24 protein-coding genes are annotated in these 25,500 nt (G+C 43.6%); 13 read left to right on the forward strand and 11 right to left on the reverse strand.

What is annotated here, in order from left to right:
• The first annotated feature begins 31 nt into the window (after positions 1 to 31).
• The 3 genes from xthA to AK822_RS06295 all read left to right on the forward strand — a co-directional run bounded on the left by xthA (position 32) and on the right by AK822_RS06295 (position 3,034).
• Positions 32 to 856, forward strand: coding sequence for an exodeoxyribonuclease III (gene xthA, locus AK822_RS06285; RefSeq protein ID WP_060490970.1), 825 nt, complete (start codon positions 32 to 34; stop codon positions 854 to 856).
• Positions 857 to 983: 127 nt separating this feature from the next.
• Complete coding sequence (gene argJ / locus AK822_RS06290; protein ID WP_060490971.1) at positions 984 to 2,207, forward strand: bifunctional glutamate N-acetyltransferase/amino-acid acetyltransferase ArgJ; 1,224 nt, start codon at positions 984 to 986, stop codon at positions 2,205 to 2,207.
• A 428-nt stretch (positions 2,208 to 2,635) separates the two neighbouring features.
• Positions 2,636 to 3,034 (forward strand): DUF4377 domain-containing protein, encoded by a 399-nt coding sequence (locus AK822_RS06295; RefSeq protein ID WP_055124114.1) that lies wholly within the window; start codon positions 2,636 to 2,638, stop codon positions 3,032 to 3,034.
• Positions 3,035 to 3,176: 142 nt separating this feature from the next.
• On the opposite strand, the gene AK822_RS06300 is transcribed toward AK822_RS06295, so the two are convergent.
• Entirely contained in the window at positions 3,177 to 4,610 is a 1,434-nt protein-coding gene (locus AK822_RS06300) for an L-serine ammonia-lyase (protein ID WP_060490972.1), read from the reverse strand.
• 539 nt (positions 4,611 to 5,149) lie between these two features.
• Between AK822_RS06300 and AK822_RS06305 the strand changes: the two genes are divergently transcribed.
• On the forward strand, positions 5,150 to 6,583 hold the full coding sequence (locus tag AK822_RS06305; protein ID WP_060490973.1) for a solute carrier family 23 protein: 1,434 nt from the start codon (positions 5,150 to 5,152) through the stop codon (positions 6,581 to 6,583).
• A gap of 147 nt (positions 6,584 to 6,730) precedes the next feature.
• Here AK822_RS06305 and AK822_RS06310 read toward each other — a convergent pair whose 3' ends face one another.
• Positions 6,731 to 7,663, reverse strand: coding sequence for a DMT family transporter (locus AK822_RS06310; RefSeq protein WP_055124111.1), 933 nt, complete (start codon positions 7,661 to 7,663; stop codon positions 6,731 to 6,733).
• Between the two features lie 404 nt (positions 7,664 to 8,067).
• Here AK822_RS06310 and AK822_RS06315 point away from each other — a divergent pair, with 404 nt between their 5' ends.
• Positions 8,068 to 9,069, forward strand: a complete 1,002-nt coding sequence (locus tag AK822_RS06315) for a WG repeat-containing protein (RefSeq protein WP_060490974.1) — start codon at positions 8,068 to 8,070, stop codon at positions 9,067 to 9,069.
• A gap of 130 nt (positions 9,070 to 9,199) precedes the next feature.
• Here AK822_RS06315 and AK822_RS06320 read toward each other — a convergent pair whose 3' ends face one another.
• Together AK822_RS06320 and AK822_RS06325 are read right to left on the reverse strand one after the other, a co-directional pair.
• Positions 9,200 to 10,228 carry an alpha/beta fold hydrolase gene (locus AK822_RS06320; RefSeq protein WP_060490975.1) on the reverse strand — a complete coding sequence of 343 codons (1,029 nt, stop codon included), beginning with the start codon at positions 10,226 to 10,228 and terminating at the stop codon, positions 9,200 to 9,202.
• 27 nt (positions 10,229 to 10,255) lie between these two features.
• A complete protein-coding gene (locus tag AK822_RS06325; RefSeq protein WP_011280463.1) occupies positions 10,256 to 10,420 on the reverse strand; it encodes a rubredoxin in 165 nt (54 codons plus the stop codon).
• A 355-nt stretch (positions 10,421 to 10,775) separates the two neighbouring features.
• Between AK822_RS06325 and AK822_RS06330 the strand changes: the two genes are divergently transcribed.
• Positions 10,776 to 11,345: an adenine phosphoribosyltransferase gene (locus AK822_RS06330; RefSeq protein ID WP_055124107.1), complete on the forward strand. Its 570-nt coding sequence runs from the start codon at positions 10,776 to 10,778 to the stop codon at positions 11,343 to 11,345.
• Positions 11,346 to 11,443: 98 nt separating this feature from the next.
• On the opposite strand, the gene AK822_RS06335 is transcribed toward AK822_RS06330, so the two are convergent.
• A complete protein-coding gene (locus tag AK822_RS06335) occupies positions 11,444 to 11,920 on the reverse strand; it encodes a hypothetical protein (RefSeq protein ID WP_060490976.1) in 477 nt (158 codons plus the stop codon).
• Positions 11,921 to 12,062: 142 nt separating this feature from the next.
• On the reverse strand, positions 12,063 to 13,004 hold the full coding sequence (locus tag AK822_RS06340; RefSeq protein ID WP_060490977.1) for a transaldolase: 942 nt from the start codon (positions 13,002 to 13,004) through the stop codon (positions 12,063 to 12,065).
• Positions 13,005 to 13,579: 575 nt separating this feature from the next.
• Here AK822_RS06340 and pheA point away from each other — a divergent pair.
• From pheA to AK822_RS06370, 6 genes are all read left to right on the forward strand, one after another.
• A complete protein-coding gene (gene pheA, locus AK822_RS06345) occupies positions 13,580 to 14,761 on the forward strand; it encodes a prephenate dehydratase (RefSeq protein WP_045455471.1) in 1,182 nt (393 codons plus the stop codon).
• 154 nt (positions 14,762 to 14,915) lie between these two features.
• A complete protein-coding gene (gene hisC / locus AK822_RS06350) occupies positions 14,916 to 16,058 on the forward strand; it encodes a histidinol-phosphate transaminase (RefSeq protein ID WP_060490978.1) in 1,143 nt (380 codons plus the stop codon).
• 171 nt (positions 16,059 to 16,229) lie between these two features.
• A complete protein-coding gene (locus tag AK822_RS06355) occupies positions 16,230 to 18,551 on the forward strand; it encodes a bifunctional prephenate dehydrogenase/3-phosphoshikimate 1-carboxyvinyltransferase (RefSeq protein ID WP_372887053.1) in 2,322 nt (773 codons plus the stop codon).
• 307 nt (positions 18,552 to 18,858) lie between these two features.
• A complete protein-coding gene (gene rarD / locus AK822_RS06360) occupies positions 18,859 to 19,821 on the forward strand; it encodes an EamA family transporter RarD (RefSeq protein WP_060490979.1) in 963 nt (320 codons plus the stop codon).
• Between the two features lie 50 nt (positions 19,822 to 19,871).
• Positions 19,872 to 20,282, forward strand: coding sequence for a dihydroneopterin aldolase (gene folB, locus AK822_RS06365; RefSeq protein WP_060490980.1), 411 nt, complete (start codon positions 19,872 to 19,874; stop codon positions 20,280 to 20,282).
• Entirely contained in the window at positions 20,275 to 20,838 is a 564-nt protein-coding gene (locus AK822_RS06370) for a 2-amino-4-hydroxy-6-hydroxymethyldihydropteridine diphosphokinase (protein ID WP_228139070.1), read from the forward strand. The genes folB and AK822_RS06370 overlap by 8 nt, the downstream gene beginning before the upstream one ends.
• A gap of 138 nt (positions 20,839 to 20,976) precedes the next feature.
• Here AK822_RS06370 and AK822_RS06375 read toward each other — a convergent pair whose 3' ends face one another.
• Positions 20,977 to 21,711 carry a glucose 1-dehydrogenase gene (locus tag AK822_RS06375; protein WP_060490981.1) on the reverse strand — a complete coding sequence of 245 codons (735 nt, stop codon included), beginning with the start codon at positions 21,709 to 21,711 and terminating at the stop codon, positions 20,977 to 20,979.
• Positions 21,712 to 21,884: 173 nt separating this feature from the next.
• Between AK822_RS06375 and AK822_RS06380 the strand changes: the two genes are divergently transcribed.
• The gene (locus tag AK822_RS06380; protein ID WP_060490982.1) at positions 21,885 to 22,430 is read left to right on the forward strand and encodes a DUF924 family protein; all 546 of its coding nucleotides are present in this window, start codon (positions 21,885 to 21,887) and stop codon (positions 22,428 to 22,430) included.
• A gap of 110 nt (positions 22,431 to 22,540) precedes the next feature.
• Here AK822_RS06380 and cysE read toward each other — a convergent pair whose 3' ends face one another.
• The 4 genes from cysE to AK822_RS06400 form a co-directional block, all read right to left on the reverse strand.
• Positions 22,541 to 23,428 (reverse strand): serine O-acetyltransferase, encoded by an 888-nt coding sequence (gene cysE, locus AK822_RS06385; RefSeq protein ID WP_372887051.1) that lies wholly within the window; start codon positions 23,426 to 23,428, stop codon positions 22,541 to 22,543.
• A gap of 188 nt (positions 23,429 to 23,616) precedes the next feature.
• Complete coding sequence (locus AK822_RS06390) at positions 23,617 to 24,060, reverse strand: YtoQ family protein (protein ID WP_205628064.1); 444 nt, start codon at positions 24,058 to 24,060, stop codon at positions 23,617 to 23,619.
• 115 nt (positions 24,061 to 24,175) lie between these two features.
• On the reverse strand, positions 24,176 to 25,069 hold the full coding sequence (locus AK822_RS06395; protein WP_060490984.1) for an RNA methyltransferase: 894 nt from the start codon (positions 25,067 to 25,069) through the stop codon (positions 24,176 to 24,178).
• Positions 25,069 to 25,446 (reverse strand): Hpt domain-containing protein, encoded by a 378-nt coding sequence (locus AK822_RS06400; protein WP_060490985.1) that lies wholly within the window; start codon positions 25,444 to 25,446, stop codon positions 25,069 to 25,071. Before AK822_RS06400 ends, AK822_RS06395 begins: the two co-directional genes overlap by 1 nt.
• Positions 25,447 to 25,500 lie beyond the last annotated feature (54 nt).

Consider the following 25,500-nt stretch of genomic DNA (forward strand, 5'->3'; position numbering starts at 1 on the left):
CGTATTTTCATCAATTAATATAGGATAATTTATGACCCGTTTTGTCAGTTTTAATATCAATGGTATTCGCGCTCGTCAACATCAGCTTGAGGCCGTGCGAGAAGTGATCGATCCTGATGTGATGGGTCTACAGGAAACCAAAGTACATGATGAGCAATTCCCCCTAGAGAACATAGAGAGTCTGGGCTATCACGTAGAGTACTTTGGTCAAAAAGCCCATTATGGTGTGGCGCTACTATCCAAGGTTGCACCTATATTTGTGCAAAAGGGTTTTCCTGGTGAAGATGTCGAGGCACAGAAGCGTTTTATTCATGCCCGTTATGAATTTGACGGTCGTGAAATTGATGTGCTCAATGGTTATTTTCCACAAGGAGAGAGCCAAGACCATCCGACCAAATTCCCGATGAAGCGGGCTTATTATGCAGATTTGATGGCATATATCGATACCCTAAAAGCAGAAGGTCGCTCGCTCATAATCATGGGTGATATGAATATTGCCCCAGAAGATACTGATATTGGCATCGGCGACGTCAATGCTAAGCGCTGGTTGAAAAATAGAAAGACCTCATTTTTACCAGAAGAACGTGAGTGGTATGCGGCGCTGATGTCACGCGAGCTGACAGATACCTATCGCTTACATTATCCAGAAAGCACAGAGCTATATAGCTGGTTTGATTATCGCAGTCGTGGGTTCAATGATGAGCCGAAACGTGGCTTGCGTATCGATCATATTTTGTGCAGCTCGGATCTTGTTGAAGCCTGTGTTGATGCTGGGATTAGTTATGAGCTACGGGCGATGGAAAAACCGTCTGATCATGCGCCAATTTGGTCGGCATTTGATTTAAAAAAACGGTAATATTTATATAGGTCGCGTTTGATACTTCACCAGCAGTAGCGTCATTGTTGAAGGCTCAACGCACCTCAGTGTTTATCGCATCATCCGTTATAAATAACGATAAAAATTTTACAATAAGGATTGAACCATGGCAGTCGGAAATGTTGCAGTACCTGATATTATTTATCCTATCGAAGGAATCAAGCTAAGCGCCACTGCCGCAGGCGTACGCTATAAAGACCGAGATGATTTAGTAGTGATTGAGATCGCTGATACCGCGACCACTGCGGTTGTGACCACCAAAAACACCTTTTGTGCAGCACCTGTACGGGTGTTGCGTGAGCATTTTGCCAAGGCCAGTCCGCGTTATTTGGTCACTAACACAGGTAATGCTAATGCTGGGACGGGTGCTGATGGCAAACGTCGCGCCGTTGATATTTGTGCAGCCCTAGCGAGTAAGGCTGGCGTGGATAGTAATGCAATATTGCCATTCTCGACGGGTGTCATTGGTGAGCCATTAAATAGCGATGCGATCATCGCAGGCTTAGATAATGCACTTGCCAATTTGGGGGCTGATAATTGGCTTGCCGCGGCGAATGGTATTCGCACCACAGATACGATTCCGAAGCTCGCTAGCCAAAAAATCGACGTGGCGGGTGTTAGCTATCATGTGACAGGTATGTCGAAAGGCTCAGGTATGATACGCCCTAATATGGCAACTATGCTGGGTTATGTGGCGACCGATGCTAATATCGCTGCTGACCTATTACAGGAGATGCTAAGTGCCATCAACGAACAATCTTTTAACCGCATCACTGTTGATGGCGACACTTCAACCAATGATTGCTGTGTGTTGATCGCCACAGGTGCTGCCAGCTCAGATATCATTGACAGCCAAGAGCATCCGCATTATCAGGCTATATTTGCGGCTTTGACCGAGGTATTTGTCCGTCTGGCGCAATTAATCGTACGTGATGGCGAGGGTGCTACCAAGTTTATGACTGTCAACGTCACTGGTGGTAAGACGACGCAAGAGTGCTGCGATGTGGCATATGCGGTCGCGCATTCACCGTTGGTCAAAACCGCGTTCTTCGCTAGCGATGCCAATTGGGGTCGTATCTTAGCAGCAGTGGGTTATGCGGGTATCGAAGACTTGGATACGGAACAGGTGGATGTCTATCTAGACGAAGTCATGATTTGCCAGAATGGTGGCGTCGCGCCTAGCTATACAGAAGAAGCGGGCAAAGCAGTCATGAGTCGCCCCGAGATTACCATTCATATTGACCTTGTTCGCGGCGATGCTAGCGATACGGTTTATACTTGTGATTTGTCCTATGACTACGTCAAGATTAATGCCGATTACCGTAGCTAAGGGTTATCACTGTCAGCTAAGTAAAATACTGTTTAACGAATAACTGAGCCAGAGTGACTATCACTCTGGCTTTTTGATGTGTAAATTTTGCTCAGTATCAATTTACTCTACTATTCAATACGCGTGATTAACATCAGTTGCAAAAGCTGACGTTACTTTACAAAGCAGTTATAGAGCAGAAGACGAGTTGCGCTCTATACTGACCTCAGTAAACAAACAATAGACGACATTATTGAGACGTAATAGGTTTATTCGGTAAAGCTAAATGAAGTGAATACTCTTGCTCGGCTCAATATTGACAGTAGTATTACACCCATCGCAAAAATTGACTGATATTTTTAAATATATATTTACCAGCATGATGTGTCCAAAACAATAATCTCAAACCATTAATAATGTATTTATAACAATTAACTGAGGATTTAATAATGAAAAAATTAGTACTTGCAGCAGTAATGACCGCCTTTGCCCTGTCAGGTTGCTCTACCATGGGTATGGATAACGAACGTACGATGGTTGTCGATGGGCAACCTATGAATGTTAAAGTGGTTAACATTCCAAGTTTTGAGATAGAAGTAGCACCACTGAAAGCTGTCTGTGAGCTGTCAACAGCTGAGGGTACTAAAGTTGAAGCAGAATGCCTACAGTATCGTCAGACTTATCAAAAAAACTACACACCTTTAAACGGCAATATTCAGGGCTTTACTTATGAGCCAAACTATCGTTATGTTCTAGACGTTCGCCAAGAAGTCATGATGGATGAAAATACTAACATGGCTAAGCCAGTTTGGATTCTAAACGAAGTGGTTTCAAAAACAGCTGAGTAATGAATCATTGAGCATGTCTAGTTAACGAGTATATTTAACCAAAATAAAAAAGACCTCTAATTCTATATTAGGGGTCTTTTTTTATTTCAGCAAATACTTGGGAATGTGATGTCAGGATAAGCTATATTAAACAATCGTTATGTTAGCACTGACTATATTTTACACTGACGCCATGAGTGGCAGTAGGGATGCGATTGTCTGCATAAACGGCAAGACCGCCTCGTGAGGTTTCTTTGTATTTATCTAGCATATCCGCACCAGTGACTTTCATGGTTTCAATCACTTTATCTAAAGAGACAAAGTGCTGTCCATTACCACGGCAAGCAAGTCGCGCCGCATTGACAGCTTTAACTGCGCCCATGGCATTGCGCTCGATACAAGGCACTTGCACTAGACCGCCTACAGGGTCGCATGTCAGACCTAAGTTATGTTCGATACCAATTTCGGCCGCGTTAAGGCATTTAGCTGGATCACCGCCTAAGATTTCTGCCAATGCAGAAGCTGCCATGGCACAAGCAGAACCAACTTCACCTTGGCAACCAACTTCAGCACCAGAGATGGAGGCATTTTGTTTGATTAAGCTGCCAATAGCGGTCGCATTTAACAAAAACTTGCGTGCACCATCTTGGCTATAGCTTGATAAAAAGTCGCGATAATAATGCATCACCGCAGGAATAATACCTGCTGCACCGTTGGTGGGGGCAGTGACGACATTTCCGCCATTGGCATTTTCTTCATTGACCGCCAAGGCATATAAATCAATCCAGTCCATGGCAGCGAGTTTGTCATTTTTGGTAATGGGTTGGTTTTTCTCGGCGCACAGCTGTAGATGTAATGCTTGGGCACGGCGTTTTACATCCAAGCCACCAGGCAATATGCCACTGTTTTGACAGCCTCGTGTCACGCAGTCCTGCATTGACTCCCAAATAGAGTCTAAGTAAGCAAAAACTTCTGATTGATTGCGGTAATGACATTCATTCGCTAGCACCAATTCACTCACGTTTAAGTGGTGTTGACGACATTGCTCCAGCAATTCTGCGGCGCTGTTAAAGGGGTACGGAATGGCGTCAATGGTCGGCGTGGCGTTATCTTCATCCGGATTGGTGGCATCTTCTTCATTGATAACAAAGCCGCCACCTACCGAATAATAGGTTTGTTGATAATGACTGCCGTCGGTCAATAATGCACGGATAGTCAAGGCATTAGGATGGTAGGGCAAAACAGTTTCGTCATACCAATGAATATCGCGCTCTGTCTCAAAGGCAATAACATGCGTGCCTGCTATATTGAGCTGTTTGTCCGAAAAAATCGGTGACAAATATTGACTGGTCAAACGGGTATCGATCGTACTAGGAGCATGCCCAAGCAGCCCTAACAATATAGCAGTATCGGTTGCATGCCCTTTGCCTGTGGCTGCCAAAGAGCCATAAAGCTCAATTTCAACGCCTGTAATAGCCGTCAGCTCTGTTTGCTTGGTTAATGAGCCCAAAAAAAGATTGGCGGCGACCATGGGTCCTACCGTGTGTGAGCTTGATGGGCCAATACCAATTTTAAATAAATCAAAAACACTAATCATAATAACTTACCAAGTTTTTTAAGTGCACTAACATGTTGTATAGCTGCTTTAGGCACTTTCATTGAGAATATAACAGGCAGCTCTCGCTTATAGCACCGACAAAGGTGTAGAGGAAGCACCGCCCATGGAAGTATTAACGCAAAAGAGGAAAAATGGTGATTGAATAATAACTTTTATTTGTTTTGAAACTCCGCTATCATGCTCGGAGCTAATGGCTATGTAACATCCTGTAAGTTGATTGTCGCTGCAGAGTACACTGAGTCATAAGCGACCATAACCATTTTTTAGTTAAACATATCCGACCACATACATCTACCAAAACATGGTCATCATACCAAATAATACTTTTGGTTTGCCATATTGCAACATAAATGAATGAATCAGGGCGACATATTATAAATGAAAAGATGCGGATTTTACTCGTTATCGTAATTTCTAGCCACATATTCTCGCCGATTGATGCCCTGATTTAACGCAATTTTTATTTTTCATTTACTGTTGTCTATTATTTTAGCCCAGTTTACATAGGACAAGCGTGTATGCCCTCTCAAAAAGACCCTTCCTCGCCTTTAGAAAACAGCGCTCAAGCACCATCTGCTGAACCTGGATTAGAGGCTGCGGCGATCAGTCCTCCGTACAATCTAGACTTTGAAAATGGACGCTGGTTTCCGACATGGCGTCCTTATCAAGGCGATTTAGATCGTGATCCAGTCGGTATCAATGAATATTTGCCACCGTCAAAAAGCGTGCTATTAGGTGTACAGCATACTTTTGCGATGTTTGGTGCGACCGTGCTTGCGCCGCTGTTAATGGGCTTTGATCCCAACTTAGCCATTTTGATGTCAGGTATCTGTACGGTGATGTTTTTTCTGATCACTGGTGGGCGCATGCCGAGCTATTTGGGCTCAAGTTTTGCTTTCATTGGTCCCGTTATCGCTGTGACAGCTTATGCAGGCGCAGGGTTCAATGGTAATTTGAATGTCGCTTTGGGCGGCATCATGGCTTGCGGTATCATTTATGCGTTAATTGGGCTGCTGGTGATGAAAACGGGTACTGGCTGGATTGAGCGTTTGATGCCGCCTATCGTTACTGGTGCTATTGTGATGATTATTGGTCTCAACTTAGCGCCAGTGACCATTCAAGGAGTGTCTGCCAATCAGTTTGATGCTTGGATGGCTACCTTGACCGTATTACTTATCAGTGGTGTGGCTGTCTTTACACGTGGTATGCTGCGTCGTCTGCTATTACTGGTTGGTTTAATATTATCCTATTTTGCCTATTTTATCATGACCAACGTCATGGGTTTTGGTACGGCGATTGACTTTAGTGGTGTGGCAGCTGCTTCGTGGTTTGGCTTACCTAGTATCCATACGCCTCGCTTTGAGATGAGTGCTATTATTCTGATTGCGCCTGTGGCCTTTATTTTGGTGGCTGAAAACTTAGGGCATTTTAAGGCTGTCGAAGGTATGACCAAAGCTCGTGTAACGCCTTATATGGGTCGAGCATTTTTTGCTGATGGTTTGGCAACCACTTTTTCAGCAGGATTTGGCGGTACTGGTGTGACGACTTATGCTGAAAACATCGGTGTGATGGCGGTGACTAAGGTATATAGCACAACAATATTTGTCGTGGCAGGTGTGGTGGCTATTTTATTGGGACTATCACCAAAATTTGGTGCCATCATTCAGACGATACCAGCCGCTTTATTGGGCGGTGCGTCCATTGTGGTGTTTGGTTTGATTGCTATTGCAGGCGTCAAAATTTGGATAGACAGTCGTATCGACTTTAGCAAAAACAGTAACCTAATCATCGCGGCCGTGACCGTTATTATGGGTACGGGTAACTTTAGTTTGCATTTAGGCGGATTTGATTTGGGCGGTATCGGTACGGCGACTTTGGCAGCGATTGTCTTAAATGCGTTATTTAATCAAGGATCTGAAGCGAAAGCCACTCATCAATCATTGGCTAAGTAATCAGCTTTTATGATGCTGAGGTTTTATACCTATCAGTTAATGACGGTCACAGCGTATATCATTCCATAAAAAGCGCCCATGCTATAGGTAGCATGGGCGCTTTTTATGGAGGGGCAACAAGTGCACGATAAAAATGCAGAATAAAAGCTACTTGTAGTCTCGCTTATAAAATTTTGAGAAAAACCGATAACGTCGTAGGGCGCGCGGCTTAGGTTTCAGTGAACCCAAATAGATTGCAAACATGGTCAACAGAGCACCGCTCCACTGTAAGCTATTAATTGGTTTGTCCAGCCAGCTATAATCAATGACCAATGCGGCAATGGGTTCTGATAATAATAATAATCCAGTTAACGCCAAAGACAGCTTAGGAATGGAATAGGCAATTAGCCCCCACGCCAAGCATTGCATCACCGTACCGTAGATGAGCACCCAGCCAATCTCAGACCAAGTATTTGGCAAAATATGACCCATATCAAACACAAACATAGGAATAATCATCGCCAATACACCACCGATACTAATCAGCTGCATCAGCATAAATATGGGTGTGGGTTCAGTATCATGGGTCTTACGGATAAAAGTCATCGATGCTGCTAGCATTGCCCCTGAAACGATACCAGTGATGAACCCCCAAGTGGCGGCGCTGTTATGCGCAAACTCAGGACTGCCTATCATGGCCACACCAAACATGGCTAAAAATAAACTGATGAGCTGCAATATAGATTGGCGTTCGTTAAAATATAAGAACCCAATGGCGGCTAAAAAGAAAATCTGTAGGCTATTCAGTAAAGTCGAGATACCAGGGCCGACCGCATAAATACTCTCGTGCCAGAGCGCCAGATCTAAGCCTAAAAAGACACCTGATAATAAACCATAAAAAATAGCGCGCCTTGAGCGGGGTAGACGCTGTCCCATGATTTTGGCCAATACAGCGAATACGACACCTGAAATAGCCAAGCGCCAAAATGCCATTGCCCAACCGCCAATATCAACGTGAGCGACAATCAAACTACCTAAACCAAAGATAATACAACCAATGACCAACCCAGTAGAGGCAGAGCGTGAAGAAGCAATCGCCATACAATATCCTTATATCCGTATTATTATTTTATCTTACTGTATCAACGATAACGCCAATGAATACTGACGATAATACAAACCGTATTGTCTAGGTTTTGACGCTAAAATGAAATGGTCAAACCATCATTTATGTTTATTGTTTGATTTATTATCAAGACATCAGGTTTTATCTCTGTATATGTTAGGTATAAAATCAATGATGACCTTAAGCTTCACTCATATAAGAAAATCTCTATAACAATACGAATATATGGTGGAGACATCCTTACAGGAACGATGTTGGCGTGGATATCACTATTTGTTAATCTAGTGGTTTATAATCTCTGTAGTGGCACAATAAAACAGGATAGTTTCTTATTAGTTTTTACCTCAAGTACTTCAATATCATTAGCCTAGGTTCATCTATGTTGCGACGTTCATTATCCCTACAACAACGACCATTGATATCTGGTTTTGCTATCGCCATCTTTGCTATTACGCTATTTATGGTGCCAAGCGTACAAGCGGCCAGTTGCAAAATTCCAAAAAGTTATTATAAAAACGTGGCTTGTACGGCAAATAGCGGCTATTTTTTGGCGACAAAAGATTTCGGCGCGCCAGTTGCTCTGATTAATAGTAAGGGCAAAAGCGTCGTTGATTTATCACGTTATCAAAAAGTTGATGCCAGTAAGATATCGGCAGGTTTACTGCCTGTACTGCGCAATGGTCATGTCGGTTATCTTAATATGCAAGGTCGTGAAGTAGTGCCTGCGATGTATGATGTGCTTAAAGAAGGACAGGGTTGGGCGCGTCCCGTCTCTAACGGGCGTATCGTGGTAAAGCAGGATGGTAAATATGGGGTCATTACTACTAGTAATAAAACCATCGTGCCGTTTTCGTCCGCGATTAGTGACATTGATGATTACCAAAATGGTGTCGCCCGTGTACGTAAAAATCAAGCAATCAGTTGGATTAATGAAAACGGCAAAACGACCAGTGACCTAAATGGTAGTAACAACGAGCAATCTACGACGCCACGAGCACCTGCCAGCGCTAATGGCAATGCATCCTCATCCAACCAGACACTTCCCAATCGCTTTACGATGCTACAACCGCGTCAGCAAGATGGCAAATGGGGATTTATCGATGACAATAATGTGACCATGATTACCTATTCTTTTGACGAGGTGCGTCCCTTTGCCGAAGGCTTGGCTGGCGTGCGCATCGATGAAAACTGGGGCTTTGTTAATCTTGGTGGCGAGTTGGTGATTCCTTTTCGCTTTGCCGATAGCGGTGTGTCAGCTGGTGATCTTTATCAAGGCAAACCCGCCTTTACCTTTACTGGTGGTAAAGCATGGATTGGTAATCTAAAAAACGGCAATAAAATGTGTATCGACAAAGAGGGCACAGGAGTGGGCTGTGATTAAGCGGCGCGTCCAAATCTAAAGACTTACATGACCTAGGTAAAATAACTAGCATAAAAAAGAGCGTAAACCCTATGAATTAATAGTAGGATTTACGCTCTTTTTTATTACGGATTTTATTATGAATAAATAGCTATTTTTCTAATAAATGATTGCTGATTAAATCGACCATATAAGGTTGATAGTATTCAGGAATATCATGCGCCATGCCTTCGATTAAATGAAACTTGGCATTCGGAATGGTCTTGGCAACCACACGACCTTGTGAGGCGGGCAGTAGTCCATCTGCGCTACCATGCAGTACGATAGTCGGTGCTTTGACTTGCTTGCTAAATCGGCTAATAGAGCCTGATGCCAAGATAGCATTGAGCTGTTGTACCGTGCCGAGCGGATGAAAGTTGCGCTGATAACGCAATTTAGCAATTTCACGCACCATACGTACGTTGACATGCCCAGGCGTACCGACTGTCTTCATAAACCACACGCTATGGCGCACGATATCGCGCTCAGAATGACTTTCAGGGCGGTTGATCAGGGTATATAGCTGCTTAGGTTTCGGTGGTTTTAAAAATGCACGGTTGGTCGTGGTAAACATCAACGCCATACGCTGCACTAAACTTGGATAACGTGCCGCTACGATTTGCGCAATCATGCCGCCCATCGAAGCGCCAATCAGATGGGTTTTGCCCAACTGCAATGCTTTAATCAAACGAGCGGTATCTTCTGCCATATCCGTTAAATTATAAGCAACTTGCGTACCTTTATTGGACAACCCCGTTTGCAAGCGCATCATCATTTTTAGCTGACTGATACGCGGTAGTCCATCAATCTGCACTTTAGAAGACAGACCAATATCACGATTATCAAAACGAATGACAAAAAAACCGGCATCAATAAGGCGCTTGATAAAATTATCTGGCCAAAATATCATCTGTGAGCCAAGTCCCATAATCATGAGCAGTGGTGGATTATTAGGATTGCCACCTGCCTCAACACACAGCTCAATGCCATCGCCGATATCAATCATTGATTGATACAGATGCTTGCTAAGGTCAGAGTCTCGCCATTGGTGCGCGCCAAACTTTTGCCACTCAGGAGTAGGGTAGCCACCTAAGTCTTGTTGTAGGGTTGCCGATGGTTTGATGTCATTCGATGTTGTCATGAAGTGTCCTAATTAGAGGGTCGTCTATTACAGCTCAAGCATCTCAAAATCAAGCTTGCCCACACCGCACTCTGGGCAGGTCCAATCATCAGGGATATCATCCCATTTGGTGCCTGGGGCAATCCCTTCTTCGGGACAGCCGAGTGCTTCATCATATATCCAGCCGCAGACGATACATTCATAACGTTTCATAAATAGTCCTATCGAGCATTATCAGTGTTTATAATCCGTGTTACAGGGTGTTTTTGACGTTCATATTTACAATCACAGCCGTTAAATGAGACTGTAAAAGCGCACATAGTTTAGCATATAACCGTGATTTTCGTCGTTAAGTTTACACTTGTATATTGAGATTGATTGGTTTTTATCAAGGGGTTTAGACCTTCTGTCTGTCAGTAAGCACCTGTACGCTTATGTGCTCAACTGCGATATTTCTATCAATTATGTTATAATAAGCGCCGCTAAATTCACAGTATTAGCCATCATTTATCGTTGATATATTATTATCTAAATTACATTATCTAAGTCATATACGCTAAGGGTTACCATGAGCATTAATGCTGCCGCTACATCTAAAAATGTCGAAAATGAGTCGTCTAATAAGCTCAATACGGATCATCCCTTCTGGCAAGTGATTCGCACAGTACCAGACTTCCCGAAAGTCGGCATTGATTTTTATGATATTACGCCGTTACTGCGCAGTCATATTAATGAGGTGATAGATGCATTGCTCGCCGCACTGCCTGAAGGGGTGATGGATGAGGTAGATTGTCTAGGTGCAGTCGAGGCGCGTGGTTTTGTCTTTGCAAGTTTGCTTGCAGGTCGATTGGGCAAAGGGATGATTTTGCTACGTAAACCCGGTAAATTGCCACCGCCCGTTGCCAATAAAGCGTATGCTCTAGAATATGGTAAAGACACGCTTGAGATGCAAAACAATCTACCGCCTGAGCGCGTGCTATTGGTCGATGATATTTTAGCCACAGGCGGTACTTTAACCACCGCTTATGAGCTGTGTAAATCGGCAGATCATACTGTGGTGGGGGCGTTAGTATTGCTAGATTTGGTTGATTTGCATGGCGAATTTCCAGTGCCTGTCTATACGGTTTTAAAGGCTTAAAACTGGCAACGCTTAGTGAATAGCGTGGAATGAAGCAATCAAAAAAGCGCGCTGAATGAATTTAGCGCGCTTTTTTGATTGCCTGTATTTGCTTTGTCTTAACGTACGTTGCTTGTCTTGCTGGTAAGGTAAGTTTTACACGCCTGTTCTATTAGCATGCGACTAATCGTTTTTGGCTTGGTTATCTTAAAATCTTTGGTGGTTAATATGGGTTTTTCTGATTGCCAAGATTCTAATACCTTGTTATTGGCATCATAGTTAACGTAAGCGCGTTTATAGTAACTGGCGTCTTTGCAAGAGATGAGCAGTTGCTGATCGCTATGATGAATCGCTTTTTCTTTACCTTCCTTATCTACTTTTGTTTCATCTTTTTGTGCAGGGTATGTTCTGCGGATAGATACAGTGATGTTTTCGACACTTTTTTCGTCTATGATATTGATGTCGGAGCTTTCAATAGAGTCCAAGTCTAAGCTAAAAATTGATCCAGTAGGACTTTCTGATATTTTTGACCAGTTCACTGCATGCGTGCTGACTGCTAGAACACCACCCACTAATAACACTGATAGCCGTTTCATAATCAAGCCTTGCTTCTTGTTGTGAGAAGTGAGCCATGATAGCCAACTTACTATTAGCAGGCAAATTTCTTTTATAACCTGCGACTGAGGTTTGTAAAGTGTTGATCATATTCATCACCGTTTATATCGCTCGACGCTCGTATCAATGACGCATCGCTGCTAACATCTGAGCAAGCTCATCACGAGCACCAATAAAGCCATCGATACCTTTTGGTAATAAATCTTGTGTAACCGTGTCTTGTTGATAGGCGCTACTATATTCCTCTCGCGTTAGACTCACGCGTTTCATGTCGGCTACATCTAATGACATGCTAGGTGACAGTTGCTGTATCACCTCAGTATCCATCGCTGCCAGCGCGTCGATAAGGTCAGGCGCGATGGTCAATAGATCACACCCTGCTAGCGCCAATATCTGTTCAGTCGAGCGAAAGCTTGCGCCCATCACTTGCGTATTATAGTTATGCTGCTTGTAGTATTGATAAATGCGCTTCACAGACTGCACGCCCATATCATCAGAAGCAGGCACGTTTTGACGATTTTGTTGGCGTTTTTGCCAGTCTAAAATACGACCAACGAAAGGCGATATCAATGTCACACCTGCATCGGCACAGGCAATTGCTTGATGCTGTCCAAATAACAACGTTAAATTGCAGTGAATATTTTGGGTTTCAAGATAGCGTGCTGCCTCAATACCTTGCCATGTCGCGGCCATCTTAATTAATACGCGCTCTGAGTTAACCCCTGCTTTTTGGTAAGCTTCCATAAATGCTAAGGCTTTATCAATCGTCGCCTGAGTGTCATAAGACAAACGAGCATCCACTTCGGTAGAGACGCGGCCTTGGATAAGCTCTAAAATATCACAGCCAACCTGAATGGTCAGCGCGTCAATCACTGCATCTATATTGCCATTATGACGACTCATGGTTTCTGACAGCATGCCTTGGTTGTCAGGATGGAGGAGTGCTTTGGTAATGAGGCTTGGATTGGTGGTCGCATCGATAGGTTTTAAGCGCGCAATGGCGGCAATGTCACCAGTATCAGCGACAATGGTGGTCATGGTACGAAGCTGTTGTAATGCGCTCATCAGATATCCTTTTTTATCAAAAACAGGTTGTGTTCAGTTACGTGGTAATTTTCTACTTTATAGTGCTATTTGCTATTTGCTATTTGCTATTTGCTATTTGCTATTTGCTATTTGCTATTTGCTATTTGCTATCAGTTTCAGACTGTAACATAGTTTTGAGTGGATGTTCCTTCATAGTTTTGCCGTACATCGCTGCCATATTGCCTCTGTTTGCCAATATTGACGAATTTACGCGCATTTACACATGGGCACTGTCGATAGTTTTTGTTATAGTAGAGCGGGTCAGCGATCTGGCTGCTACATTTGCATGCTGGTGTGTGTGACTAACATACGGCAATAGTAGACGATAGCGCTCGCCGTGCAGGGTATTTTGAGAAACTATCTGCTATTTAGTGTGATTTCTATCGAATATCATTGCTAGTATGCTTGACACCTTTGACCGTCATTGAGTGCTGATTCAATAATGAGATGATTGGTTGTCGATAATTAGCAATATTTAAAGCCTTCAAAGTTAAAAAAGCAGTACCTAACTAGTAAAAAACTCAGTAATAATTTTAGAAAAAGGATAGGCGGTAATGAGTGAGCAGTCATCAGAGCAAAACATGGATAAGCTAAATCAAGCCATCGCAGGGGCTAACGATACTGCAACTGAAAAAGCGTTTTTGGACGATATTCGCCAAAGTATTGATACAGTAGACTGCGAAATCCAGACACTGATTAATAACCGTGCCAAGTTGGCTCAGCAAGTGGCCGCAGTAAAGAAACAACACATTGTCAATAACCCGACTGCCGACAATAGCAATCCTATTTTTTATCGCCCTGAGCGTGAAGCGCAAGTGCTAAAAGCGGTGATGGAACGTAACACAGGTCCGATCGCTGATGACAAAATGGCGCGATTGTTCCGTGAAATTATGTCGGTCTGTCTCGACTTAGAAGCACCGCAGCGCATTGCTTTCTTGGGACCAGTAGGCACTTTTACTCATGCTGCTGCGCTCAAGCATTTCGGTAAAGCCGCTGATACCGTACCAATGACCACCATCACTGATGTATTTCGTGAAGTTGAAGCAGGCACAGCGATGTATGGTGTGGTGCCAGTCGAAAACTCGTCTGAGGGTGTGGTCAACCATACGTTAGATGGCTTTTTGTCTTCTACCTTAAAGATAATCGGAGAGGTTGAGCTGCCGATTCATCAGAATTTCTTGGTCGCTGAACATACCAAACTTGATGGTTTAAGCCGTATTTACTCGCATCAGCAGTCACTAGCGCAGTGTCGTCATTGGCTCGATGTCAATTATCCTAATGTCGAGCGCGTGGCGGTATCGAGCAACGGCGAAGCTGCCCGCCGCTTGAAAAATGAATGGCATTCAGCAGCAATAGCCGGTGATGTGGCTGCTGCAGAATATGGCTTGCATAAGCTATATTCAAATATCGAAGACAACCCGAGCAATACCACGCGATTCCTTATCATCGGTCACGAAGCGATTGCGCCATCAGGTCAGGATAAAACGTCTATCGTCGTATCAGCACATGATAAAGCGGGCGCATTGATCGAGATTTTGAAGCCTTTGTCTTATCATGGCGTGTCGATGACCAGTATCGAAACCCGTCCTGAGCGTCCGAATAAGTGGGCATACGTATTTTTCATCGACATGAATGGTCATATTGACGAGCCAAACGTCAGCGCTGCTATCGCTGATATCCGTCCGTTGGTAAAAGATGTGCGTGTTCTAGGTTCTTATCCAAAAGCAGTGCTATAGTCCTTCTACTGTAAAAGAGTCATGGCGTTTACCTTGCGTGAAGTATCACATAATCATCTGCACTTGGTTACCCTTGACTCGCTTTGAAATTGAACCAACGATATAACGCCGAATGGGTCACATCACTTGCCAAAATCATATCTAAGGATAAATCATGCCGTCATCTCATTCAGTAGAGTCAAATTTATCACCGCTTGTACCTGCCTACGATAGTATTTTAGAGCTGGTGCCTTATCAAACGGGCAAGCCGATTGAAGAGTTGACGCGTGAGTATGGCGTCTCAGATGTGGTAAAACTTGCCAGTAATGAAAACCCAAGAGGCTGCTCACCGCACGTCACGCTAGCGATTACTGAGCAATTGGGTCAGTTGGCACGTTATCCTGATGGCAACGGTTACTATCTAAAACAAGCGCTGGCTGACTTCAATGATGTCAGTGTGGAGCAGATTACTTTGGGTAATGGCTCTGACGATTTGCTTGATATTTTAGCGCGTAGTTTTGCTGGTGCTAACGATGCTATCGTTTACAGTCAATATGCCTTTATCGTTTATCCGATGTTGGCTAAAATACAAGGGGCGACAGGTATAGAAGTGCCTGCACATCGCTTTGGTCATGATTTAAAAGAGATGAGTCAAGCGGTTCAAGACAACCCCAATACTAAAATAGTCTTTATCGCCAATCCTAATAATCCAACTGGCACGCAGCTTGAACCTCAAGAGTTACGAGCATTTATGGCTAGTATACCAAGCTCGGTATTGGTGGTATTAGATGAGGCGTATATTGAATATAGCCCTGAGAGTAATAATCGGGCGTTGTTAGATGAATTTGATAATGTCGTCATCGTGCGCACCTTTTCCAAAGCTTATGGACTGGCGGGTTTACGTGTCGGTTATGCGCTTAGCTCAGTGGCTGTCGCGGACTTACTCAACCGAATCCGTCAACCATTTAACGTGAGTAGAGTGGCTTTAGCTGCTGCTGCTGCTGCACTTGCTGACTCAGACTTTATTGAAAAAACTCGTCTGATGAATGATGAGCAAATGCGCTGGTTAGAAAAGCAGTTTGATGCGTTAGGGTTGGGTTTCATTAAGTCGCATGCCAACTTTATTATAGTAGAAATAGCCGTTGAGATGGAAGACATCACCGCTGCTTCTATTCATCAAGCATTGCTAGAGCAGGGTGTTATCGTCCGTCCATTAGAGAGCTATGGCTTACCTCATTGGCTGCGTATCACAGTAGGGGTGGCAGAAGAAAATATGCGCCTGATTGATACACTGCGCTCAATCTTGACTGATAATTGATCAGAAGTATGTTAGGTCGTTTTGGATAAGTAAATAATTTATTAATCATTTTCATGACACTAGCGTCGGCTTGTTTTAGTCATTCTGACGCTAGTTTGTTTAACGAGAAAAGCCGTGAGTCGCGAGCAAAACAATATAAGCAATCAAAACATAAGCAATCAAAACAATAATATGCAGTGTATGAATACTCAGCCGCCGTTATGTAAACAAATTTGCGTGATTGGTCTAGGGCTTATCGGTGCAAGCCTTGCCCAAGCCATTAAAGACAATGGTTTAAGTGAGCGCTTAGTGGCGGTTGATAGACATGTACCAAGCATCGACGAAGCCATTCAGCACGGCTTATTAGACGCTGGTAGTGCTGTCTTAAGTGAGGTAGTGTTTGGTAGTGATTTGATTGTTATCGCCGTACCAGTACAAGCGGTGCAAGCCGTATTTATCGATATCAAAGCGGCGATGGATAATGGACAACTTGCCACTGATTGCATCATTACTGATGTTTGTAGCACCAAGGTCAATATCATTGACGCTGCCAAAGCCGTCTTTGGCTCATTGCCTATAGGTCTTGTTCCAGCGCATCCGATTGCGGGTGCTGAGAATTCAGGATATCATGCCAGACGTGCGACATTGTTTGTTAATCATAGTGTCATTATCTGCGAGCTGCCAACGACCAATGATAACGCTATCGCTAAGCTGCGGCAGTTATGGGAAGCGGTGGGTGCAAACGTTATGTCAATGGATGCGGAACACCACGATCGTATATTGGCGCATACCAGTCATTTGCCACATCTGCTTGCCTTCAATTTGGTTGAGCAGCTGGCAAGCCATGATGATAATTTAGATATGTTTCGCTATGCAGCGGGCGGCTTTCGTGACTTTAGCCGCATCGCTGCCAGTGATCCTAAAATGTGGCATGATATATTTTTTGCCAACGAAAGCGCGATTGTTAGCGCCCTTGATGAGTATGGCGTTTACCTACAGACCATGCGTCAGCTTATCATCGATAAAGATTCAACCGCCCTGATGGGACTTTTGGGCCGCGCGCAAGCCGCACGGCGACATTTTGGCCATATGTTAGCCAGCACCCCTTATACGGATACTTCTGCCATGTCAGCTTCTTATAATATTACTCCTAGCAATACTGTATTGGGCACTATTGCCATTCCTGGTGACAAGTCTATCTCGCATCGCAGCATCATGCTGGGCAGCCTTGCGACAGGCGTGACCAATGTCACTGGATTTTTGGAAGGGGAAGATGCGCTTGCCACCTTGCAAGCATTCCGTGATATGGGCGTGACCATTGAAGGGCCTGATAACGGCAAATTGACCATTCATGGCGTGGGTATGAACGGTCTGAAACCGAGTAAAACACCATTGTATATGGGCAACTCAGGTACTAGCATGCGCCTGCTGGCTGGTATTTTGGCGGCGCAATCATTTGACAGCGTGTTGACAGGCGATACCAGCCTGAACAAGCGTCCAATGGAGCGTGTAGCCGCACCTTTACGCGATATGGGTGCAGTCATTCAAAGTACGGGTCATAGTGGTACGGCGCCACTTAGTATCACTGGTCGAGCGACTATCGGTAAGCCATTACAAGGTATCGATTATGAGATGCCTGTGGCTTCTGCGCAGATTAAATCTTGCTTATTGTTGGCTGGACTTTGGGCAGAAGGCACCACAACCGTTACCCAACCAGAAGTCAGTCGTGATCATACCGAGCGTATGCTTTCAGCTTTTGGTTATCCAGTAACGGTCGATGGCAACCGTATCAGTGTAACCGGTGGCAGGCAACTCACAGGTGGTGATATCGCGGTTCCTGCTGACATCTCATCTGCGGCATTTTTTATGGTCGCTGCTGCGATCAGCCAAAATAGTGAGCTGACTTTGACGCAAGTAGGTATTAATCCGACACGCACGGGCATTATCGATATCTTAAAACTCATGCAAGCAGATATTAGCCTAAGTAATGAGACACATGTGGGCGGCGAACCAGTCGCAGATATCACTATTCGTAGCTCAAGCCTAAAAGGTATTGATATCCCAGAATATTTAGTACCATTAGCGATTGACGAATTTCCAGTATTGTTCATTGCTGCCAGCTGTGCGCAAGGTCGTACGGTGTTAACTGGTGCTAAAGAGCTGCGCGTAAAAGAGTCTGATCGTATTGCAGTTATGGCAGAAGGATTACAAACACTGGGTATTGACTGTACAGTGACGGAAGATGGTTTGATTATTGAAGGTAAGGGCATTGAACGCGAAGGTATTGAGGGTCAAAATAGCAAGGTCAATAATAGCCAGCCTGTCTTTGGTGGCGGTCATATTACCTCGCACCATGATCATCGCATTGCTATGAGTTTTGCCATTGCCAGCTTACGTGCATCCAAGCAAATTACTATTGAAGGCGTTGAGACCGTCAATACCAGTTTCCCAGGATTTGCAGAGCTTGCCAATCACATTGGAATGTCTATTAAAGTTGATAATGCTGCGGTTTAATACCACAAACTATATTAACTTGCTGAATAGTATTATTGGCTTTTGCAAGGTTGAGCTTTAAAGTACTGACTTGTAAAATGCTGGCTACAGCATTCAATAAAGTCTAAAAAGTTGCTCATTAGCCTTGATGTAAATGTTGTTTTTAAAGTTGTTATCGTTAGCAATGTGTTGATGCCTATATTGGCATGAGCGCATTGCTTTTTAACTTGTATCCTATCTGTAGTGACCCTGCGCTTTTGCCATTGAATTGATATAAACATTAATATGGGGCAAGAGTGCGCTTTGCTCTAAAAAGTTGTACTGTACTATGACCACCCAAAACGTCATCAAAAAACCAGTTACGCCCATTAAAACAACCAGACGTGGCATCATCACCGCACTCATTGCCTTTTTTATCTGGGGTGGGTTTCCATTATATTTTAAACAATTGGCCGCCTACGATGCGACCGAGATTATCGGTCATCGTATTATTTGGACGTTTGCTTGCTTGCTTATTGTGTTGGTAGTCACCAAGCGCTGGCAATGGATCGATACCTTAAAGAAAAACCCGAGATGGATCGCGTTCTCATTTATATCGGGTTTGATTATTGCCACCAACTGGCTCACTTATGTATGGGCCGTCAATCACGACCGTATTCTCGAAGCCAGTTTGGGGTATTTTATCGGACCATTGGTGGGCGTTGCGCTATCGATGATTTTATTCAAAGAGCGCTTACGTACACTGCAATGGGTTGCCATCGGTTTCGCCTTATTATCCGTAGTCATTCAAGTGGTTATGATTGGTAGCTTGCCATGGATATCACTGATTTTAGCCTTTAGTTTTAGTACTTACGGTACCATTCAACGGCAGACGCCTTTGACGGCTGTCGATGCCATGTTTGTCGAAACAACGATGTTGGTGCCGATTTGCTTATGGTGGTTCTGGCAAGCAGATGTGGTCAGCAGTCAATTGAGTTTTTGGTTTAGTCCCAGTATTTGGCTACTAATGATCGCAGGGCCGATTACCTTGATACCGCTATTATTGTTTAATAAATCTACCAAGCTCGTTGCTTATAGCATTTTAAGTTTTATGAATTATCTGACGCCGACCTTTATCTTCTTCTTAGCGGTGTTCTATTATAACGAGCCATTTGATTTACAGCGTCTTGCAGTATTTGGTCTGATTTGGTTTGGTCTGTTATTATTCAGCATTGACTTATGGCGTCATCGCCCTAGTAAAGCGCTAAAAGCTGCGCGTTTGCGTGAAGAGGCGTTGCAGAAAACCAATTAAAAAACCTGAGTTCAAAATCTAATTAAAATTTAGCAAACAAGGATGAGAGCATGTTTCATACCGAATCTGATGTGGTGTTTGTCAAAGGCTTGACAGTAGAAGCCGTCATCGGTGTTTACGCGTGGGAGCGCGCAATCACGCAGCCGCTGCTGATTGATATAGCACTTGAAACAGATATCAGCCGTGCGGCTATCTCAGATGATGTCAATGATGCGCTGAATTATAAAGCGGTTTGCGATGATGTGAGCGCATGGTGCCAAGCGATTAAAGCGCAGTTGCTAGAGCATTTAGCGGGGCAAATCGCTGATAAGTTGCTTGCCAAATATAGCTGTCATAAAATCACTTTAAGCATTGCTAAGCCCACTGCTATAAAGCAAGCCGATGCGGTTGGGGTACAGATCACGCGTTATGCAACGGTCATTGAAAATAAGCCAGTTGTAAGCAAGGACGATGATGCATAATATGCATAAAAATTTGGCTGATTTGAGTCTTGAAACGCTAAAAAAGCAGACGCCTGAACAGTTGCAAACGCAGTCTGTGACGGCAGTATTATTGGCTTTAGGCAGTAATTATCAAGCTGAGCATTATCTGCCGCTTGTCCGAAAAGATCTAGCGGCGCTAGGGGAAATACAGTTATCTACTGCATTTGAAAATCCTGACTTTACATCGACCGAAGCGCAACCAAAGCCCGATTATACCAATCAGTGCGTTTATTTGCGTTTGGTAGAGCCAATGACACTGCAACAGTTACAGCAGGTTTTTAAAGATCTTGAAGGTGACTGTCATAGACAGCGTCTAACAGAAGCTCAGACGCCAATAAAAAAAGTTACGATGGATATCGATATTCTATTGATAGAAACGCTATTAATAGAAGTTGTTTCTGATGAAAATAGCCTAAGCAAAAATAAAGATTTTGAAGAGTCTAATTGGATTGTAATGGCAGATCGTTACCCATTCAAAGCGCATGAAAAAGCAGGGATAGAGGAGTTGATTAAAGGTCATTTCTTAAAAGGTTAAATGAAGCAGCCCAAATGCTATTCTAAATAAGTAAAAGTTATTGAGGACACGCCCTAGTATTTTTCTTAAAACCTTCCAAAATGAAAGCTGAGCAAAATGCCCAGCCTATATCACATTTAAAAAGTTTAACTATTACGCCTACTGTGCGGTCAAACCACCATCAACGACAAACTCTGACCCCGTCGAGTAGCTTGAGTCATCAGAGGCTAAAAATAACACCATGCCGCTGACTTCTTCTGGCTGAGCAACACGTCTCATCGGAATAGTTTTGGCAAATGCTTCAACCGCATCTTTGGTATCGCCTTGCATAATCATCGGTGTGGCGATGACGCCTGGATGAATGGAGTTCACGCGAATGCCATGAGGGGCACACTCTAATGCTGCTGCTTTGGTCATACCGCGTACCGCAAACTTAGAATCGGTATAACCGATAGCGCCGCCAACCAAGCCATTAATTGATGAGATATTGATGATAGAACCTTGTTTGGCGGCTTTCATCGCTGGAATGACTGCTTTCATGCCTAAAAAGACCGACACCTGATTAATCTCTAGAATCTTGCGATAGTCATCTAAAGAGGTATCCAAAATAGATTTATGAGTGGTGATACCTGCATTATTAACCAGTACATCAATTCGACCAAATTTTTCCTGTGTTTCTTTAACGACTTGCGCCCAATCATCTTCATTGGTGACATCATGTTTGATAAATAACGCATCAGCGCCAAGCTCTTTTGCTAATGCGTCGCCTTTATCAGAATTAATATCGGTCAAGACGACTTTAGCGCCTTCTGCCATACACAAACGCGCATGAGTCTCGCCCATGCCTTGGGCGGCACCCGTAATAATGATAACTTTATCTTGTAAACGCGCCATGAGTTTTCCTATTTTTTTAGTTATGAATAATGAAAGAGTATAGGACGCAATCGCTAAATACTCCTTAGTGATTATGAAACCAAAAGTGAAAGCTTTATGTTTTTAAATGATAGCTTTAAACATAGCTTTGAATAATGTTTTGGGCTGATTTTTTTAAATAATGTAGTGAGGGAATGATGTACAACGACATATTAAATTTCTGTTTTGATGAGGCAGGTAGTGAGAAGTTTTTTGAGAAAGACATAGCGTTTGATGAATTACTAATAGAGCGATACAGCGATATACTTGAGCAAGCAAAGGCTGCAGAGTTTTATGCGTGGCGTAGTAGCATAAAGGGGCGTTTAGCAGAAATTATTATATTGGATCAATTTTCGCGCAACATTTACCGTGATACGCCAGCGGCTTTTGCCCAAGATGCGATGAGTCTCGCGCTCGCGCAAAAGGCGGTGGCTGCCGGTGCATTAGAGGCACTTGAAACGATGGATGAACGTAAGTTTTTATTGATGCCTTATATGCACAGCGAATTAAAACTGATTCATCAGCAAGCAGAAAAGCTATTTAAGCAGTATACCAATGCAGACACCGTGGATGCTGAGCTGAAACATAAAGTGATTATCGATCGTTTTGGTCGTTATCCGCATCGTAATGACATCTTAGGGCGGGTTTCGAGTAGCGAAGAAGTAGAGTTTTTGACCCAGCCTGACTCGTCTTTTTTATAAATGTTGTTTGTCAAATGGCTAGTCGATAAATCTTATTTATCAAGTCATTAAAATGGAAAAAAGAGGCTGTTTAGCCTCTTTTTTATTCAATAACGACAATAACTAGCACCTTATTTCTGCTCAGCGCCTATCTCATCTATATCGGCACGGCCAATCACATCGATATCTTCTAAGCATAGTTTGTCATATTCTTTTTTACAAAAGTTAGGATCGATTTTGCACATCGCTGCTTGTAGTTGATCGAGGCGATTTTCTGATTGCTGAATATGTTCGAGCATTTTAGCAAAAGCTTCAGCCACAGGATCTTGTGAGGATGGGTCGATACCATAGGCTTGAAAAGCAGTTTCGCGTGCTGAGCGGTTGGTGGCTTTTTCATCTATTGATTTTTTATCTATGCCATTATCTGTAGAAGCAGCTTGCGCCACTTTTTCTTGTTGCTTGGCATCATCGACTTTTTTGACAATTGGATTGCCCTTTTCATCATGATGGTCGGATATCATCCGAGCGGCGCTGCCGACCATGGTCGCACCTGCTGGTACTGCCTTTACTACGACGGCATTTGAGCCAATTTTGGCGCCTTTACCGACAGTAAATGGTCCCAATACTTTAGCACCAGCACCAACGATAACCCCATCTTCCAAAGTAGGGTGGCGCTTGCCATTATTCCAAGAGACGCCGCCAAGCGTTACCCCGTGATAAAGGGTCACATCATTGCCAATCTCTGCCGTTTCGCCAATCACGATACCCATACCATGATCAATAAAAAATCGTCGACCAATTTTGGCAGCAGGGTGTATCTCGATACCCGTAATGATGCGTGAACCATATGAGATAACGCGCGCCGCCAGTTTTTGTTCATGATTCCAAAGATAATGGGCACCGCGATGTAGGACGAGCGCGTGGATGCCAGGATAAGTCAAGATGACTTCCAGACTATTACGCGCAGCAGGATCACGGTTAAATACCGCATCGATATCTTCTGTTAGGTCTTTTTTGATGCGTGAAAGTGATTTGAATAAGGCAGTTGGCAATGACATAAATTGTCCTATCGTATTTTTGATTACAATCAATTTAGTTATAGCAGCTTTGCAGCACAAAATATAGCGATGAGCGATAAATAAAAACAGACGACTGACAGATGAAATACCAGTCATTGACAATTTATCTATAGGCAATTATTTATGACTTAGCTATCACTGACAACATATTTTAGCAGCTCAACAACTTGCTCTGGCGTTTGCGCCCATGCCATTGCCGCCGCATCGACTTCTTTTAGCGGATGGATAATATCTTCAGCATGAAGGGTAATGTACGGCTTGCCTAAAGCCGCGCAGTAGCCGGCATCGAAGGCAGCGTTCCACTGCTTATATTTATCACCAAAACGAATGATAGCAATATCGCACTTTTGAATCATGTTTTTGGTGCGAATCGCATTAACTTTTGATGATTTATGGTCGCGCCAGAACCCAATATTTTCTTTACCAAGCACATCACCAGCTGCATCGCTGGCTTCATGTTCAGTCACTGCGGAGGTAAAGGTAATATCTAAACCTTTGTCTTTCGCGCCTTGCATGATTTTTTGTCGCCAGTCAGTGTGTATTTCTCCGGACAAATAAACGTTCCAATTCATCATCAATTCCTTTTTATTATTGAATCATATCATTTTTAAAATCATAGGATTTGTAAATGCTACGGCTGCTAATGCAATAGAAACTCAATGCCAGAAACCTTGCATATTAAAAGCTTTAGTCGTTTGCAAGTTTGGCAATCAAAGCACTGAGTAGCTGATACTCTTTTTGATCAAGCTGTAGGCGTGAGCCCAGTCGTGACAGCCGCGATGGTAATGACTTCAAGTTTTCGCTATCGGCTAAACCTCGTTGAGCCATCAGTTCAGTGGTGCGATGGGTCAGCTGTTGCAATTGCTGCTGGGTAATGGCGGGTTCATCCCATTGCTGACGTAAATGTACATCGAGCATTGGCTGAGTAGTAGTACTCAAAGCAGTATCTAAACTATCCGCTGTCTGAGTGTGTGATTGCGCGTAAGCAAAAATAAAGCTAGCGATTACTTGCACGGCTGACGCGACATTGAGTACAGGGTAAGCAGGGTTGGCATCAATTTGGATATGATAATCGGCATAAGCCAATTCTTCATTGGTCAATCCACGATCTTCACGCCCAAATAGGATAGCGATATTTGGTTTACTAGTAGTAGCAGCCGATAGGGTATCAGCGTTGCTATCGTCCTTGCTCAACGCCGACTGTTTATCGATAAAATCAAACATAATCTTAGCAGCTTGCGTGGGTGTCACGACAGGGCGGGGCAAATGCCGACTGCGACTGCTGGCAGCAAATACCAGCTGGCAATTCGCAATAGCAGATTCTAAAGTAGGTGCAATCAAGGCTGATGATAGCAGCTCGCTGCCACCTGCTGCATGAGATACACTGGTTTCATCAATTGGTAGCTTAGGATCGACAACCGTCAAACGAGACAAACCCATTGTGTGCATGGCGCGCGCTGCTGAGCCAATATTGGCAGGCAAAGTGGTATTAACCATGACAACTTGCACACAAGCCAAATAGTCGCTCACTGTATGATGGACAGTAGATGCTGCTAATATAGGGGTAGGATCATTACTCATTATAATCCCAGTCTTAGATTGATTTCTTGTTCTGCGCGTTGCAATGCGACGGCGATATTTTCAATCAGTGCCGCTTGCTCGCTGATAAGACGCTCGCGGCAGCGCTCTTGTAACTGGCTGCTCAAGTTCATTAATTGGGTCGTGCCCAAATTGGCGCTAGCCCCTTTTAGCGCATGAGCAACCTCAAAACCATTGGCATTGTCATTTTCTTGCTGAGCGACTCGCAGCGCACTTACTCGCTGCTGACTATCAGTGATATACACTTGTATCAAGTCAGCAAAGTCTTCTTCTAATAAATCACGCATGTCTTCAAATTGCTCATGATTAATGATTTCTTTAGCTTGGTGAGCCATATTTTTATTTGGGGTTTCATCCATGGTTTTATGTCCAATTCTAAAAGTTAAAACGGTAAAGGGTTTGTAATAAATACG

The sequence above is a fragment of the Psychrobacter sp. P11F6 genome (assembly GCF_001435295.1).
Classification (GTDB): domain Bacteria; phylum Pseudomonadota; class Gammaproteobacteria; order Pseudomonadales; family Moraxellaceae; genus Psychrobacter.